We start from the raw sequence: 15037 nt of genomic DNA on the forward strand, positions 1-15037 counted from the left end.
AATCCGGGACTTGCTGTCAACGCAGCCCACCTTCAGCCGATGGGGCCGAGCACCACACGCAGCGCCAGCGCCAGCAGAATCACGCCGGTCAGGCGGTGAATCCAGTGGGCCCTGGCCTGCAGCCAGGGCAGCACCCGAGAGTGCGACAGGGACACCGCCACCAGCACGTACCAGCCGCCGTCGATCACCATGGCGGTCGCCACGATGATCGCCTTGGCCGCCAGGCTCATCTCCGGCGTGACGAACTGGCTGAGCAGGGCGATGAAGAACAGGATCAGCTTGGGGTTGCCCAAGGCCACCAGCAGTCCTTCGCGGGCCGCCTGGCCGCGGGTGGTGGCCATACCGCTGGCCTCCAGGGTTCCGGCCCGCCCGGCCCGCAGAGCTTGGATGCCCAGCCAGGCCAGGTAGGCCGCCCCGGCCCAGGTGATCAGTTGGAACAGCAGCGGGAAGCGCACGATCAGCGCCCCCAGCCCCCACACCGTGAGCAGGGCATAGAAGCCCACCCCCAGGGCATGGGAGAGCGCCGCGACCACTCCCGGGGCGCGACCGCCACCGAGGGTGTGGCGCAGCACCAGTGCCAGGCTGGGGCCCGGCGACATGGCCCCCATGGCGCACACCGCCACCAGCGACATCCACAGCGTCAACGGCATCCTTGTCTCTCCTTGCAGGTAACGCGCCTTCGGCCATCCTGGCGGCTCAGCGGTGGAACTGCCCTTCGCGCTCGGGCTGCCAGAGGATGGCATCGATGCGCAGCGTCGCCTCGCCACCGTCCGGCAGGGGCCAGTCGATGGTGTCGCCGATGCGCAGGCCGATCAGGCTGGCACCGATCGGCGCCATCACCGACAGGCCGTCCTCGGTGGCAGCCAAAGCGTGGGGATAGACCAGGGTGCGAATCATCTGCCGGCCGCGGGTCAAGTCGGTGAACTGCACCTGGCTGTTCATGCTGACCACGTCCTCGGGAATATCCTCCGGGTCGATGACCTCACCCCGCTCCAGCTCGGCTTCCAGCAGATCGGCCACGAAACGATCCCTGTCGCTCGCCGCGTCGATCAGGCGCTGCAGCCGCTCGGCATCGAGACGGTTGATGATGATGGGGGGACGGGACGACATACGATCTCCTCTGCCAGTCAACGCTATGTGTACGCAACACCGACCGTGCAACAAAAACAGTCCTTCGCCCGCAAGCGGGAGAAGGACTGTGGCTTGGAAACCATCATAAGCCCAAGCGGCGGCCCTGTCAGGCCTTATCTCGTCGTGGCCCGCGACGGCGTGTCGCAAGCACCACCCCGCCCAGCAGCGTCAGCGCTACCCCGACGAAGGCCACCGGGTTCCAGGCCTGCAGGCCGAGCAGCGCCAGCACCAGTCCCAGCGCGACCAGCCCTGCGGCGAACCACTTCACCCCCATGTCCGGCTCCTTGCTTCGTGTGATCAACGATACATCGCCCGGCCCCGGGCGACGCGCCGACGAGGCCTTGTCGCCCAAGCCCAGAACTGGGCAGGGGCGGCCTCCCCTCTGCGGCCGTAACCGTCCTCAGCTAAGCACAGCCAAGCCCTTGCTGACCATGCCCCCTTCATCCCTGCCCCTCGGACCGCGCCTCCAGTGAGACAGATTCCGGGATCACCTACCCGCTGACCACGGGGGCACCTACCAGGCGGCTCGCAACCAGAGCTCGCAGATTAAGGAACAGTGTTTACAAACAGCGTTTCTCTACTAATCTATAAGGTAGGGACGTGCCAGGCGGCACTCGACGACAACACCGCCGGCACGCACTGTAAGCCCCTCAACCGGTATCAAAGAAATGCGTCCTGGCGCGGCGACCCGCAAGGGTCGTGCAAGGAGGGAACGAGATCATGAACATCAGTTTTGCCGCCCCATGCCGGCCCCACTGGCAGCACATCCACGCCGACTGGTGGCAGGACGATCAGGGCAACGACATTCATCGCGTCGAGGTCGACGACGAAACCCTCTACCATTGCCATCTGGCCGGATCACCGCTGCCCTGGGACGCCGTGACCAATAGCCTGGATGGGGCCATGGCCGCCTGCAGCAAAAAGCCGTCGCTGAATCATCGCCCGGCGCCAACAGGGCAAGAGCTGAATGACGAGGATCGGCACTGCCAAGGATGACCTCTCGGAGCACCGAAACAGTAGGGGTAATAACAGGAAGGGGAAAACACGAACAGCCGCCCATAGGCGGCTGTTTCTTCTGGGGTGGTACCGGCGGTCGGACTCGAACCGACAAGGGCTTGCACCCGGCGGATTTTGAATCCGTTTTTCGACAACTCCAGGCCGCGCTTGCTACGGGCTTTTGTCGATTAATCAATAGCTTGAAATTTTACACTGGTTACACACACAGCATCGACTTGCTGCCGTCTGCGACCAAACTGCGACCACATTGCACCAGCCTACGCAGCGGACGAGCGTCCGCTGCGTAGGTGACGGCGCTATCGCAGGCCATTTTCACAATGGATCTAAGACCAAGGGATGTTCTGGTGAAGTCAGAGCGGACACATTTTCAAGCCGCAGCTGACAATTCAATCTCCCTTGGCATCTGGTAGCCTAGGTTTAACCAGCCACAGCTGGCTCCAAACTTCTCTTCAATTGCGTGTCGTGGTAGCTTAGCATTAGGCGATATATATTCCGGCCGTGGATCTAGGTGCTGTATGAAACTTGAAAAGATTCGTCTTTGCAATTTCCAGTCTTTTGGAGCGCAGCCAGAAGAGCTCGGACTAGATGATATTTCTTTCCTTATTGGCCCCAACGGCTCAGGCAAGACAGCTGCACTCCAGGCGCTATGCCGCTTGTTTGCTTTCGATCCATCCTTGCGCCGCATCCTGCGAACTGACTTTCATGTCCCCTTCGATGAGACGAAGGTGCCGGAAGAGCGCCAGCTCTGGATAGAAGCCGACTTTTTATTCCCGGAGCTTGTAGAAGATGAAGACAACAGCACCGTTGCTCCTCACTTTGGCCACATGCGGCTCGATGAGACGGATGGCATACCGCGTGTGCGTTTTCGCCTCAGTGCCATCATGGGGCCGGATGGCGACATAGAGGAAACCTTGGTCTATGTCTTGGACATCAATGCAGATGGTTCTCCGCTCAACTCAGCGCAAGTTCCCCGATCTGAGCGAAACCATATCTATGTCCACTACTTGCCAGCCCGCCGTGACCCAGCTGATCACATTGCCTACGGCGCCAATGCATTACTCGGGCGCATGTTGCGCGCGGTAAACTGGGATGCAGAGCGCGATGTTATCAAGGGTCTCACTGACCAAATCAGCGACAGTTTGGCGGCCAACCCATCGGTAGATGCATTTAGCAAAAGCTTGAAAGCGGCTTGGGACACTTTGCACAAGGGCAGTTTTTTTACCGACCCGAAAATCACCTTCGCGTCCTCTGAGGTCGAGGCCTTGTTGAGGCATATGTCGGTCTCCTTTTCGCCCGGGCACGATGAGCAGCTGGTGGACTTCTCACGCCTGAGTGATGGCCAAAAGTCGATGCTATACCTGTCCCTCGTGCTGTCGTCACAGGCCATAGGTCGCGCCGTACTAGCCGGAAAAAACAAATCTTTCGACGCTGACAAGTTGCGGCCACCTGTCTTTACACTGGTTGCAGTGGAAGAGCCGGAGAACAGTCTTTCACCCCATTACCTCGGGCGCATCATCAATGCTCTAGGTTTGATGACCGGAAACGGCGACGCCCAAGCGCTGATTGCCACTCACGCACCGTCGATGCTGCGGCGCGTTGCTCCTGAATGGATCCGGTACCTGCGTCTGACCGAGGGGCGAACAACGCGCGTTACTCATATCCAATTGCCCGACACCGCGGACGAAGCACACAAGTTTGTGCGCGAGGCTGTACAAGCCTTTCCGGAAGTCTATTTTTCTCGCCTTGTGGTTCTGGGGGAGGGCGACAGCGAAGAAATCGTCCTTCCTCGACTACTTCAGGCCAAAGGTGTTCCTGTTGATGAGTCGTCAGTCTCGATAGCGCCCTTAGGAGGACGTCACGTTAATCACTTCTGGCGCCTACTGTCTGCCCTGAAAATTCCTTATCTGACGCTGCTTGATCTTGATATCGCGCGCCATCAGGCCGGCTGGGGACGAATCAAGTACGCGAATGATCAGCTGGGTAGATATCAGCTAGATAAAAAGCTTCCTGAGAATTACGGGATCCCAAAGTGGGACTCAACAAAATATATGGTTCGGGACTTCGCCAACTATCTTAAGGCGCTAGAGGATCGAGATGTGTACTTTTCGTATCCCATGGACCTCGATTTCGCGATGCTACTCGCCTACCCAGACGCCTACAACGTAGTAAGAGATAATCCCGATGAGTCAACGATAAAGGCTGTCCTCGGAAAAAGCCACCACGATGCAAGTCAATACAGCGACGACGAACAGGGACTGTTTGGCACTTATCACAAAAGTTTCAAGCTTGGCAGCAAACCGGCAGCGCATATCGATGCTCTTGCCAAGCTCAGCGATGTGGACCTGCTCGCGAACATGCCCGAATCGCTCGGACGCTTGGCCGATGCCGTGATCGCCACACTCGAGGAGTTACCCGAGTGATAACAGTCGATGCATGGCAGCCCGCAGATGGACTAACCCTTGAGCCTAACGCCCTGCGAGCAGCTAAGGAGCAGGTTCACAGTCTTGCTCTTACGGCTGGCCCAGGTGCGGGAAAAACTGAAATGCTTGCGCAGCGTGCAGATTTCCTTCTGCGCACAGGTACCTGCCGCTATCCCAAACGAATCCTAGCTATCTCATTTAAGGTCGACGCTAGCAGCAATTTAAAAGAGCGAGTGAAGCACCGCTGCGGCTCTGATTTGGCCTCGCGGTTTGACAGCTACACCTTTCACGCTTTCGCCAAGCGTATTATTGACCGCTTTCGGCTAATACTAACGGGTGAGGACGCGTTGGATGCTGGGTACAAAATTGCTGACCGGAAACCAGGATCTTCGCGTAGCCTCATCGAATTTTCCGACTTGGTTCCGCTGGCCATCCAGATTCTTCAGAAATCAGAAATAGCACGTAATGCCATCCGCCAGACCTACAGCGACGTCTTTCTGGATGAGTTCCAGGACTGCACCAATCTGCAGTACAAGCTTCTTAAGCTCGCGTTTCAAGACACCAGCATTCGCCTTACCGCCGTGGGCGATACCAAGCAAAAGATCATGGGCTGGGCAGGTGCCCTAGACGGGATCTTCCAGGCTTTCTCGGCCGATTTCGCAGCGATACCACTCAACATGTACCGCAACTTCCGTTCAAAGCCGCGCCTGCTGCGCCTGCAGAACGAAATTATCCGGGTACTCGACCCTGCATCCGTGATGCCAGATGAGCAGCTTGCCGGTGATGAGGGTGAGGTACACGCTTGGCGCTTCGAAGACAGCCGCAAGGAAGCTGAATATATAGCAGACTTGATTGATGGCTGGATAAAGACCGAACAACTACCGCCAGCGGAAATCGCAATCCTCATTCGCATTCAGCTTGACCTATACGCTGACCATCTCATGGCGGCATTAGAGGCAAGAGGCATTCCTTACCGCAATGAGCAACAAATTCAGGATATCACGGTCGAGCCCGCCGCCCGTTTGATTGTGGACTATCTGTCCTGCCTCTACGGGCAGCGTGAACCCAAAGCCTGGATTCGATTAATGAATCAACTAGTTCCTTTCGCGGATGAAGACGTTCAGTCGAATGCACGCAAAGACCTTGATCGACTAATCAAGGAACAACGAAAAGAAGCAGCCATTGCCGCCCTGTTCGCGGAGCCTTTTTCTGGCTGGTGGGAATTTTTTCGAGCCTTCTTGAAGCAAATCAGTCTCGAAACCCTTGTAGCGCTTTCGCCGGACTATGAGACCCATGATCGACTCAACGAGGTCGTCCGAAGCACCAAAGCACGCATAAACGAGCTGCTCAAAACGGAATCCGATTTACCTAAAGCCCTTGGACGGTTTTCAGATGACCAGGCAGTACGCATCCTAACCATTCACAAGAGCAAAGGCCTTGAGTTCGATTCGGTCATCATCATGGCCGTTGAAAACGAAATTTTCTTTGGTGACCAAGATGAAAACCGTTGCGCGTTTTTTGTTGGGGTGTCGCGGGCCAAGAGGCAACTTGTTCTAACCCATGCGGACCGACGGGAGCGCCCCGTGGGGCATACCAACCGCTGGGATGTACAGCGTTCTGCTCAAACTGAGTACTTAGGCTATGCCTCGCCGTTCGTGAGGTAATGGTTACCCCGCCTCATTAACGAGGGCCCTAATCGGCCGTCTGAAGCTGCTGGCCGGTGCCTTCTCACCCCATAACCGGAAATTAGTCATCTTTGATTCGTCATAATACAAACTCAACACTATTTCTGAAAAGGAAGAACATCCGCTCGGGTAGCTCGCCCTGGCCTCGCGCCATTTCGCTTGAGCTTGAGAGGCACAACGTTATCTCCAGCCTCAGGCTGCGAACTCAGGTACCCAGGGGGTAAGTTGCAAAGCATCTCAATGGTTTCGGGCGGAAGACCAATCTGATGTACCAGCTCAGCACGCTCAAAGATTCCGTTATCAACCAAAAGATGCGCACCGCGCATCATCAACTTGGGCTGCTCAAACGCAAGAGCATCATCGCCTGGCTCGCCTTTCGTCCATTTGCGTGCCGAGCGCCCCTTCCACAGCCTCAATTCGAGCTGCTCATTGAGGAGTGACAAATCACGACAGCGCATGATCATCGAGGCTACCGAGACCTTCCAGCGCGGCTTAAGTGAAAGTAGGTTGTCAAGCGTCGGCCACACTACCTCTTGGGAGAAACTTTCAGGCGGCATCAAAAAGGCACTAGCAAAGCGGTGAGCCTGAGCTTCTAAAAGATCATACAGCTCGTTTTTCGCATATTGGGAGGCCGGTATTCTGGAGTGAAGAACGACATGTCCAAGCTCATGCGCTGCATCAAAGCGGTTGCGAATTGCATTCGATTTATCTTCAGCAATAAGAACATACGGACGACCATCCAGAACTGACACATGGGAAACACCGTCCATCTTGACGTGCCCCAGGGTTGCACGGGTACAAATAATACCCGCATTCTCCATCACCTGGATGACATTCGGGATTGGAGCCGTACCGAGCTTCCAAACCTCGCGACACTCCCGCGCAATTTCCTCAATTTCCTCATCGCTAATCAGCCGGCAATCGTCGGTATCTAGCATTGGCACATTAACATCAGGCCAGTCCATCGCACCTTGAAAGAAGTCCGAGATTTCTTGAAGCCAGGCCAAATATAGCTGAGACCTTTCGCGCGCCTGTTTGTAAGCAGCCGCTTGGTTGCGAAAAAAGTAAGGGCGCTGTTTATCTTCATCTGCAGTGGGCACTGGCCTCAAAAACCACATGCGAGAAACACTAAATACGCGACACAAGCGATCAAATGACTCAGCCTCAGGCAGCTGGGAACCTTTCTCCCAAGCCGAAACGGTACTGGAAGAGCGCCCAATCTGCTCTCCCAGCTCCGCCAGGGTTAAATTGTGGACCGTGCGCAACTGGTTCAATCGCTGGCCCTGGAATCCCTCAACCCCTGTTCTCATGTCACTCGCTTCCGCCTTCTTCACTTTGGTCCCTAGACTCAGCGTGGCGCATCCTATCACGCAGGGTCGGGTAGGCAATATCCTCAAGCCCGTCGCCTTGCTCATCGTAATGCTGCCAGAGCTGGTTCACATCCATAAACAGATGAAAGCCCGTCCGAGGGTCGCTATATGGTACCGCGACGGCCATGCCAACAGGGCTGCTGTGGTCAGTTTCTGACCACTTGGCTACATAAGGCAGCAGCAAGGCATGGAGTGAATCTTGGCTAGGCCCCAGAGGCGATGCAGAGGAGCTAAAAAGGTCAGGGTGCTGCCTTTCCAGCCTTTTGTTGATCAGAGCCAACAAACGCCTAAAACCAGCATCTCGAATGGGAGGAGTCCTACCCATTGTGATTATGCTGGTTGTGACCTGCAGGCTACCCGCGCGGATCAGCGCATAATGCCCACCTGCTGGCCGCGTTGATTGGTTGCTCACCTCGAAGCCCTCATCCTCTGGCAACCCCAGCAGCGCCTCCTGCACCATGTAGTGGTGGGATTGCGGACCAGGCCCTGCCAGAGGCACTTCCTGATAGGTAGCTTTGAGGTGGCGATCGCTCTCGTTGAACGCCACCTCGATGCTCTCAAGTACCCTCTGAAGGTGGTTGCGAGGCAGTTCCTGGCAGATGAAACGGCTGATTTCTTCTTGATTCACAACGGCTCCTCGGGTTGCAGGCAGCGATTTCTGCAATACGGATTATAGGCGCTTTTTTTCCTGTTATCCAGAACCGTGGCGATAATCCCAGCCATGTAGAGCCCGAGATCAGTAGCGAGCTAACGTTCCCACTCCCGAGCCACCGCTCATCAGGCTCACAGCTTCGCCAGGCGCAACGCAGTTGGCCACAACCAGAAGCAGCTTGGGGATGAGGACTGTGGACAGCAGCCCCATGAGCTGCCAGCTTCATCAAGATCGGTTATGCCGCATATGGGAGTCGCCGGCCACAAGGGGTATCATGACGGCATGGGGCTAAGCCCAAGCAACGAGCTGTTAAGGAATCCAAGAGCACATGCCAACACTGCGATGGTTAACCCGAGATGAAGATGTACGTGCTACCGAGAAAGTTCCCTACCGATTGCTCGAAGCGGCACCGGAGTTAAGCTACGGTGACCAAGAGGCAGGAAATATGCTCATTCAGGGAGATAACCTCGACGCCTTAAAGGCCTTGCTGCCCTATTACGCTGGGCAAGTGAAGTGCATCTATATTGACCCACCTTACAATACTGGATCTGCCTTCGAGCATTACGACGACAACTTGGAGCATTCAAAATGGCTGGCCATGATGTGGCCTCGCTTGGAACTGCTACGCGAGCTACTAGCGGAAGATGGGTCGATTTGGGTAAGCATTGATGATCGAGAAAGCCATTACCTTAAAGTCATCATGGATGAGATTTTTGGCCGAAAGTGCTTTCTCGCGAATGTAGTGTGGCAAAAACGCTACTCGCGTGAAAATCGTGGCGTCTTGGGGGATGCACATGAGCACATCCTCGTTTATGTAAAAAATGAATCACTGTTTAGGCCTAGAGCCAACAGGATACCCCTAGATGAAAGGCAGGCTAAAGTTTATAAAAACCCTGACAACCCACATGAAACTGATCCTGCAAAGAGGTGGCGCGGGCTTCCAATGACTGCGCAAGGCTATCGACCAAACCAAATGTACAAAATAGTAGCACCTGATGGGAAAGTTCATTACCCACCAGAGGGGCGCTGTTGGTCAATGATTGAAAGTGAATTCAAAAAAAAATTGGCTGACAATCGAATATACTGGGGTAAAAACGGGGACGCAGCACCGAGTGTGATCCGCTTTCTTTCGGAAGTTCCTGGAGTTGTGCCTTGGACATGGTGGCCACACGATGATGCTGGACATACAGACGAGTCAAAAAAAGAAAGCATAAGGATATTTGGCGGCAGCAATACTGCCGACACTCCAAAACCAGAGCGACTGATGCAACGCATATTACAAATAGCATCAAATCCTGGCGACCTAATTCTTGATAGCTTCCTTGGCTCAGCTACCACTACCGCTGTGGCCCACAAAATGGGCCGTCGATACATTGGTATTGAGATGGGCGATCACGCAGTTACACACTGCCTTCCCAGACTCAAAAAAGTCGTTGATGGTGAGCAAGGAGGAATATCAGAAGAACAAAACTGGAAAGGAGGTGGCGGCTTCTGTTTCTATCGACTTGGCCCTTCCGTATTTACAGAAGATGGTCAAATTCAGCCCGACATCAAATTTCCGGTGTTGGCAGCACATATCTGGTTTACCGAGACGGGCACCTCATGGTCGAAGCCGAATGATCAGACGCCGTTCCTCGGCAGCCATGATGGCCATGGCTATGCACTTTTATACAACGGCATTCTAGGAGATAAAGCGGCTTCCAATGGCAACGTGCTTACTCGAAAGACACTAGCCGTGATTCGTGATGCACAAGGCGGCTTTGAAGGCCCCATGACCATTTATGGCGAGCGCACAATGCTATCAGAGGCGACGCTCAACGCTGAACAGATCGAGTTTAAGCAAACCCCTTACGATGTTAAGGCGCGCACATGAAGTTAAAGGATTACCAACACGCCTCGCTCGACACGCTACAAGCGTACTTGGAAGAGGCGAGAATTATTGGCCCGCGAGAAGCGTACAAAAAAATCACTGAAAAGCCTGAGGTGGCTGCTCGGCTACGTGGCTATCCAGCGAAGTACACACCGATCAAAACGCTTCCAAATACGCCTTATGTTTGCCTACGCCTACCAACCGGCGGCGGTAAGACGATTCTCGCCGCTCACTCGATAGCCGTGGCAAAAGATGCTTGGGTGGAGAAGGACTTCCCCTTGGTGCTGTGGCTCGTACCCACCAACACTATTCGTTCGCAAACGGCTGAAGCGTTAAAGAACCCTCGCCACCCCTACCGAAAAGCGCTGGACGAGGCGTTCGGTGGGCGCGTGCGCATTTTTGATATCGGAGATTTTACCCAGATCAAGCCGCATGACCTTCGCTCGAACCTATGCGTGGTGGTAGGCACCATTCAAACACTGCGCGTTAGCAATACCGATGGGCGAAAAGTCTATGCCCACAATGAGGAAATGGAGCCACATTTTTCAGCGGTTCCTCCCCAGACGCCGGGGCTAGAGCGCACCGAGAAGGGCAATATAAAATTCAGCTTCGCTAACCTGATGCACCTTCACCAACCGCTGGTCATCATGGACGAAGCCCATAAGGCCGGTTCCAAGCTCAGTCAAGAAGTTTATGAGCGAATCAATCCAACGGCACTCATCGAGTTTACCGCCACGCCCAAGGGATTTAACAATCTACTTCATTCAGTGACGGCCCAGGAGCTGAAAGATGAAGAGATGATCAAAATGCCCGTGGTGCTGGATGAGGCTGAGACATGGCAAGGTGCGGTTAACTCAGCCATTTTGAAGCGTGCCGAGCTGCAAGAGCACGCTGAACGCGACCGGGAAGCTTACATTCGCCCTATCGTGCTCTTCCAGGCACAAAAAAAAGGAGAAGAGGCCACCGTGGAGGTGCTGAAACAGCACCTTATCGATAACGAGAATATTGACCCGAATAAAATCGCCGTGGCAACGGGCGCGCAGCGTGAATTAGACGGTATCAACCTATTCAAGCCGGATTGCCCTATCGAGTATGTCATCACTATTGAGGCGCTTAAGGAGGGCTGGGACTGCTCGTTTGCCTATATTTTCTGCTCGGTGGCCAACATTCGCAGCTCAACCGATGCTGAGCAGCTCCTGGGCCGTGTGCTGCGCATGCCTTATGCCCAGAAACGTAAAGAAAAAGTGCTCAATAAATCTTACGCCAAGCTAGTGTCAAAGCACTTTTCTGAGGCGGCCCATAGCCTACGCGATAAACTCGTTGATATGGGCTTTGAAGAGAGCGAAGCAGAGGACAATATCGAAGCCGAACAGCTCGGCCTTGATGATGGCTTGTTTGGACGCCAGCCTCGCCCACGCCCGACAATGAAAGTAGAAATCCAGACCAGTCAGGAAGAAGCCAGCAAGATGAATGCCGCTGTGCCGTCAAAGGTACAAGTGACCTACGACGAGAGCGGCAAGACCCATGTCGAAGTAAAGGGCTTCCTCAAGCCTCAGGAAGCCGACAAGTTAATCAGCTATACGCCTGAATCTCTAAAGCCGAAACTCCAGCAAAGCATCAACGAGCACCACGCTAAATACCAGCACGAGATTCCGCCCTCACAGAAAGGGGAAACCTTCACGCTGCCCCGCTTGATGGCTTACGTACAGGGGGAGCTGGTATTTGGTGATCCTGACATTCTCATGGAGCAACATGAGTGGTCACTTGCCGACCACCCTGCCCGACTGGAGGCGTCCGAATTCAATATCGTGGATACCACGAACACATTTGAGATTGACCTGGACGGCAACCGCGTAACCATTGGTGCTGGCGATACTGCTGAACAGCTCACCATGAACGTAGAGGTTGATGACTGGACCCCAACGAGTCTTGTGCAGTGGCTAGATCGCAAGATACGTACGCCTTGGCTCAGCCAAGCCGAATTACTAGCGTGGCTAAGCGATGTCGTAACCTATCTAACACGTGACCGCGAGCTGAGTCTGTCACAGCTTATGCGCTGCAAATTTATTCTTGCTCGCAAGCTATCCGAAAAAATTCACGGCTTCCGACAAGCCGAACGCGAGAAAGTCTACCAAGCTAGATTATTTGGTTCCGAGGCTCAGGTTGAGGTCTCTTTTGACCACGGTTTTACCTTCTTTGATGAGATGTATGAAGGTGTACCGAAGTACCGAGGGAGTTACAGGTTCAAAAAACATTTCATGGGACCTGACGATGTACCTGCCTTCGACTCAAAGAAAGTCAACGGCGAGGAAGAGCAGTGTGCCTTCATGATCGACTCCCATCCTAGTGTAAAATATTGGACACGCAACGTTAGCAGGCACCCTAATTCGTTCTTCCTCCCTACCTCGACAGACAAGTTCTATCCTGACTTTGTCGCACTTCTAAATGACGGTCGCTTCCTGGTTGTTGAGTACAAGGGAAAAGACCGCACTCCAGAAGAGAGCCGAGACTCAAGGGAGAAAAACCTCATTGGCAAGCAATGGGAAAAAGCCTCCAGTGGAAAAGCAGTTTTCGTAATGGCAACTATTGAAAAGGGTGATCCTAAAGAGATCAGGAATATTATAAACAAAGACATATCCTAACGATATTTTTCCGCTGGGACGTTCACATTCCAGCGGAATTTTCACACCCCCAGAAAATACCAAACATCATTATAATCCTCAGAAAAAAATTCCGAGTCAACTTTTCCATTATCAACATCAAAAAAAGAAATTAAGCACAATTAAGAAATGATAAGATTAAGCTTTCATATATCGCTCGAAAGGCTAAAAAAGCCGCTGGCCAGACTGCCTGAACAGCCAAATATAGCAAAAAACATAAAAAGGAGCGCAAGAAAAACTCATGCGTCATTTTTATGCATGAGACTTTTTCGTTCGTGCTTGACATATTAAAGCTAACGTAGCACATTAATTTTTTTGTTAATTCTTGCGGAGGCTCACTTTCTCCCCAGCTGCTAACGATATCTAGAGCCCCAAGCTGTGAGAATCTAGATACCTTTATTGTAGAAAATGCCCAAAATGCCGCACGCAGCAAATAAATTAACGCTCCGACAAAGAAAAGCAGCAACACGGTAGAAAACAACTTATCATCATCACCTTTCCATAAGTCAGGAAGTACTGATGAGAGCACTGGCACCAGCGCTGTAATAGCAGCAAGATAAAGACCAGCTTTGCTATCAGCCCCTCTGCGCCGTTCCTGTTCAGCATCAAATAAACGACGCGCCTCATCAAGTGCAATTTCTGGGTTTTGTGCCAACTCTGCATTCCTGATCTTTTTTATAAGCTCTTTTTCATTTGACTTTTGATTTTCCACCTCCTCATTAGAAGCTTTCTCCAGAATTGGCCAAAAAAAATTAATTACTTTCCTCACAAGCAATTCCCTCGAGCTCATCAACAATTGCACTTGCTATTGGATAGCCAGTTAGATTTTCAATCCATGCCCATTGTCCATTTGGATTAACCTCCAAGAACCATAGTTTATCTTGCTGATCGCAGATAAAATCTATAGCTGCATAGCGGAGATTTAACCTGCGCATAAGCTCAAGGCATTTTTCGTTTATTTCATTAGGGAGTTGAATTCTAATGTGCTCGAGATCAGATCTACTATTTTTCCTCCAATCGACTTGAGTCTCTTCATTAACTTGTGAAAAAATGGCGGTAGAGAACATCCTTTCTCCAACAACGGTCACTCTCACATCATATTTTTTCACAATCTCAGTTTGAACGATCAAAGGTGCTGTTGCAATAGCTTCAGCGTCCTCATCTCTAATTTCATCCAGCCTTGTAGTGAAAATAACTTTCTCTTCTTCACCGGCGAGCAATGCCTGACGCAGCGGCTTTCCGATGGTTGTCCCCATTTCGGTTGTTTTTTTCACTACATGTAAGTCATTTGTAATTTTGGTAAAGGGCACTTTAAGTCCGATTTCATGGGCAATAAGAATCTGCCTAGGCTTATCTTCAGCAAGAAAAATATTTGCAGGGTCGTTCAACCAAGCACCGCTTAATCGTGCATACAAACTCTTGAGAAAGCTAACCCACTCTGCTTCAACATAATTTTCTTCATTTGTACCATGTACAGCCTCAGGTATACCAGGCCGCCGAAAGTAAGCGGAACCAACATTTCTTCCTAGGATGCATTTTTCCCCAAATGAGATTGACCATGAATTTTTCGGGTAAGCGTCCATAGTACATAGCGCCTGGGGGAGGAACTCGGTATTAAGCCTGAAATAGGCTACCCCCCTTTTCTTGAGCTCAGCAACCACATAGTCTGTTGTTATATCTCGACAGTTAGTTACCAATAGTATCATTCAGCATCTCCTAAACTGCCTTTTGCAATTACCTTTTATCTCTAACTCATCTCAAACCGGTAAAGGCGCCTCCCTCCTTTTCCCTCAGCTTTCTTAGATGTCACGCTTTGTTCACGGAGAGCTTCAAAGTTATCGTCAGACTCTTGGACGGTATCTGTCTTGGTTATCAGCTGTAAAACTTCGTTAAAAAAAGGTGGGTGATCATCGTCTCTTTCTATCTGCTGCTCGGTCTTTGTCACTAATTGTAGAGAAAATGGGCTTTCATCATCTTCCTCCTCATTAACCTTTGTTTTGGTTATTAATTGAGGAATAGCCCCTTTCGAAATTATTGGGACTTTACCTATTTCTGTTTCTACAACCCACATATCCATCTCATCGCAATAATAGCCTGGAATGCTGCTTTCGGTCGTTCTGGCGATTGCAGACTTCGCAAGAAAAGGAGTTACTGAGCTTTCCGGGGTTCTTTCAGGCTGCATAACTTGACCTAATTTCCATTTTGATTTAAAAATCATGAAAAATTTTAAAC

The 15037-nt window shown here is 52.4% G+C and carries 13 protein-coding genes and 1 tRNA gene; 5 read left to right on the forward strand and 9 right to left on the reverse strand.

Annotated elements, in window-relative coordinates:
- Positions 1 to 32: 32 nt before the first annotated feature.
- The 3 genes from HOP52_RS12170 to HOP52_RS12180 all read right to left on the reverse strand — a co-directional run bounded on the left by HOP52_RS12170 (position 33) and on the right by HOP52_RS12180 (position 1405).
- Complete coding sequence (locus HOP52_RS12170; RefSeq protein WP_238977660.1) at positions 33 to 650, reverse strand: LysE family translocator; 618 nt, start codon at positions 648 to 650, stop codon at positions 33 to 35.
- A 46-nt stretch (positions 651 to 696) separates the two neighbouring features.
- The gene (rnk, locus tag HOP52_RS12175) at positions 697 to 1110 is read right to left on the reverse strand and encodes a nucleoside diphosphate kinase regulator (RefSeq protein ID WP_238977661.1); all 414 of its coding nucleotides are present in this window, start codon (positions 1108 to 1110) and stop codon (positions 697 to 699) included.
- A 127-nt stretch (positions 1111 to 1237) separates the two neighbouring features.
- Positions 1238 to 1405 (reverse strand): hypothetical protein, encoded by a 168-nt coding sequence (locus HOP52_RS12180; RefSeq protein ID WP_238977662.1) that lies wholly within the window; start codon positions 1403 to 1405, stop codon positions 1238 to 1240.
- Positions 1406 to 1851: 446 nt separating this feature from the next.
- Between HOP52_RS12180 and HOP52_RS12185 the strand changes: the two genes are divergently transcribed.
- On the forward strand, positions 1852 to 2127 hold the full coding sequence (locus HOP52_RS12185) for a hypothetical protein (RefSeq protein ID WP_238977663.1): 276 nt from the start codon (positions 1852 to 1854) through the stop codon (positions 2125 to 2127).
- 85 nt (positions 2128 to 2212) lie between these two features.
- On the opposite strand, the gene HOP52_RS12190 is transcribed toward HOP52_RS12185, so the two are convergent.
- Positions 2213 to 2295: transfer RNA gene (locus HOP52_RS12190), tRNA-OTHER, on the reverse strand.
- 368 nt (positions 2296 to 2663) lie between these two features.
- Between HOP52_RS12190 and HOP52_RS12195 the strand changes: the two genes are divergently transcribed.
- Positions 2664 to 4568 carry an ATP-dependent nuclease gene (locus tag HOP52_RS12195; protein WP_238977664.1) on the forward strand — a complete coding sequence of 635 codons (1905 nt, stop codon included), beginning with the start codon at positions 2664 to 2666 and terminating at the stop codon, positions 4566 to 4568.
- Positions 4565 to 6232, forward strand: coding sequence for a UvrD-helicase domain-containing protein (locus HOP52_RS12200; RefSeq protein ID WP_238977665.1), 1668 nt, complete (start codon positions 4565 to 4567; stop codon positions 6230 to 6232). Before HOP52_RS12195 ends, HOP52_RS12200 begins: the two co-directional genes overlap by 4 nt.
- Positions 6233 to 6351: 119 nt before the next feature.
- On the opposite strand, the gene HOP52_RS12205 is transcribed toward HOP52_RS12200, so the two are convergent.
- Both HOP52_RS12205 and HOP52_RS12210 read right to left on the reverse strand, forming a co-directional pair.
- Positions 6352 to 7563: a helix-turn-helix domain-containing protein gene (locus HOP52_RS12205; protein ID WP_238977666.1), complete on the reverse strand. Its 1212-nt coding sequence runs from the start codon at positions 7561 to 7563 to the stop codon at positions 6352 to 6354.
- A gap of 1 nt (position 7564) precedes the next feature.
- Entirely contained in the window at positions 7565 to 8251 is a 687-nt protein-coding gene (locus HOP52_RS12210) for a hypothetical protein (RefSeq protein WP_238977667.1), read from the reverse strand.
- A 352-nt stretch (positions 8252 to 8603) separates the two neighbouring features.
- Between HOP52_RS12210 and HOP52_RS12215 the strand changes: the two genes are divergently transcribed.
- The gene (locus HOP52_RS12215; protein WP_238977668.1) at positions 8604 to 10148 is read left to right on the forward strand and encodes a site-specific DNA-methyltransferase; all 1545 of its coding nucleotides are present in this window, start codon (positions 8604 to 8606) and stop codon (positions 10146 to 10148) included.
- Positions 10145 to 12787 (forward strand): DEAD/DEAH box helicase, encoded by a 2643-nt coding sequence (locus HOP52_RS12220; protein ID WP_238977669.1) that lies wholly within the window; start codon positions 10145 to 10147, stop codon positions 12785 to 12787. Before HOP52_RS12215 ends, HOP52_RS12220 begins: the two co-directional genes overlap by 4 nt.
- Positions 12788 to 12917: 130 nt before the next feature.
- On the opposite strand, the gene HOP52_RS12225 is transcribed toward HOP52_RS12220, so the two are convergent.
- The 3 genes from HOP52_RS12225 to HOP52_RS12235 are packed head-to-tail and all read right to left on the reverse strand — an operon-like array spanning position 12918 to position 15023.
- On the reverse strand, positions 12918 to 13574 hold the full coding sequence (locus HOP52_RS12225) for a hypothetical protein (RefSeq protein WP_238977670.1): 657 nt from the start codon (positions 13572 to 13574) through the stop codon (positions 12918 to 12920).
- Positions 13558 to 14511 carry an MvdC/MvdD family ATP grasp protein gene (locus tag HOP52_RS12230; RefSeq protein ID WP_238977671.1) on the reverse strand — a complete coding sequence of 318 codons (954 nt, stop codon included), beginning with the start codon at positions 14509 to 14511 and terminating at the stop codon, positions 13558 to 13560. The genes HOP52_RS12225 and HOP52_RS12230 overlap by 17 nt, the downstream gene beginning before the upstream one ends.
- Positions 14512 to 14552: 41 nt before the next feature.
- Positions 14553 to 15023, reverse strand: coding sequence for a hypothetical protein (locus HOP52_RS12235; protein ID WP_238977672.1), 471 nt, complete (start codon positions 15021 to 15023; stop codon positions 14553 to 14555).
- Positions 15024 to 15037 lie beyond the last annotated feature (14 nt).

Source organism: Billgrantia campisalis (genome assembly GCF_022341425.1).
Classification (GTDB): Bacteria; Pseudomonadota; Gammaproteobacteria; order Pseudomonadales; family Halomonadaceae; genus Halomonas; species Halomonas campisalis.

Bases quoted from the DNA above. Each gene is read 5' to 3' on its own strand.
- HOP52_RS12180 (WP_238977662.1), bottom strand. From the start codon at position 1,405: ATGGGGGTGAAGTGGTTCGCCGCAGGGCTGGTCGCGCTGGGACTGGTG.
- HOP52_RS12170 (WP_238977660.1), bottom strand. From the start codon at position 650: ATGCCGTTGACGCTGTGGATGTCGCTGGTGGCGGTGTGCGCCATGGGG.
- HOP52_RS12195 (WP_238977664.1), top strand. From the start codon at position 2,664: ATGAAACTTGAAAAGATTCGTCTTTGCAATTTCCAGTCTTTTGGAGCG.
- rnk (WP_238977661.1), bottom strand. From the start codon at position 1,110: ATGTCGTCCCGTCCCCCCATCATCATCAACCGTCTCGATGCCGAGCGG.
- HOP52_RS12215 (WP_238977668.1), top strand. From the start codon at position 8,604: ATGCCAACACTGCGATGGTTAACCCGAGATGAAGATGTACGTGCTACC.
- HOP52_RS12220 (WP_238977669.1), top strand. From the start codon at position 10,145: ATGAAGTTAAAGGATTACCAACACGCCTCGCTCGACACGCTACAAGCG.
- HOP52_RS12205 (WP_238977666.1), bottom strand. From the start codon at position 7,563: ATGAGAACAGGGGTTGAGGGATTCCAGGGCCAGCGATTGAACCAGTTG.
- HOP52_RS12185 (WP_238977663.1), top strand. From the start codon at position 1,852: ATGAACATCAGTTTTGCCGCCCCATGCCGGCCCCACTGGCAGCACATC.
- HOP52_RS12230 (WP_238977671.1), bottom strand. From the start codon at position 14,511: ATGATACTATTGGTAACTAACTGTCGAGATATAACAACAGACTATGTG.
- HOP52_RS12235 (WP_238977672.1), bottom strand. From the start codon at position 15,023: ATGATTTTTAAATCAAAATGGAAATTAGGTCAAGTTATGCAGCCTGAA.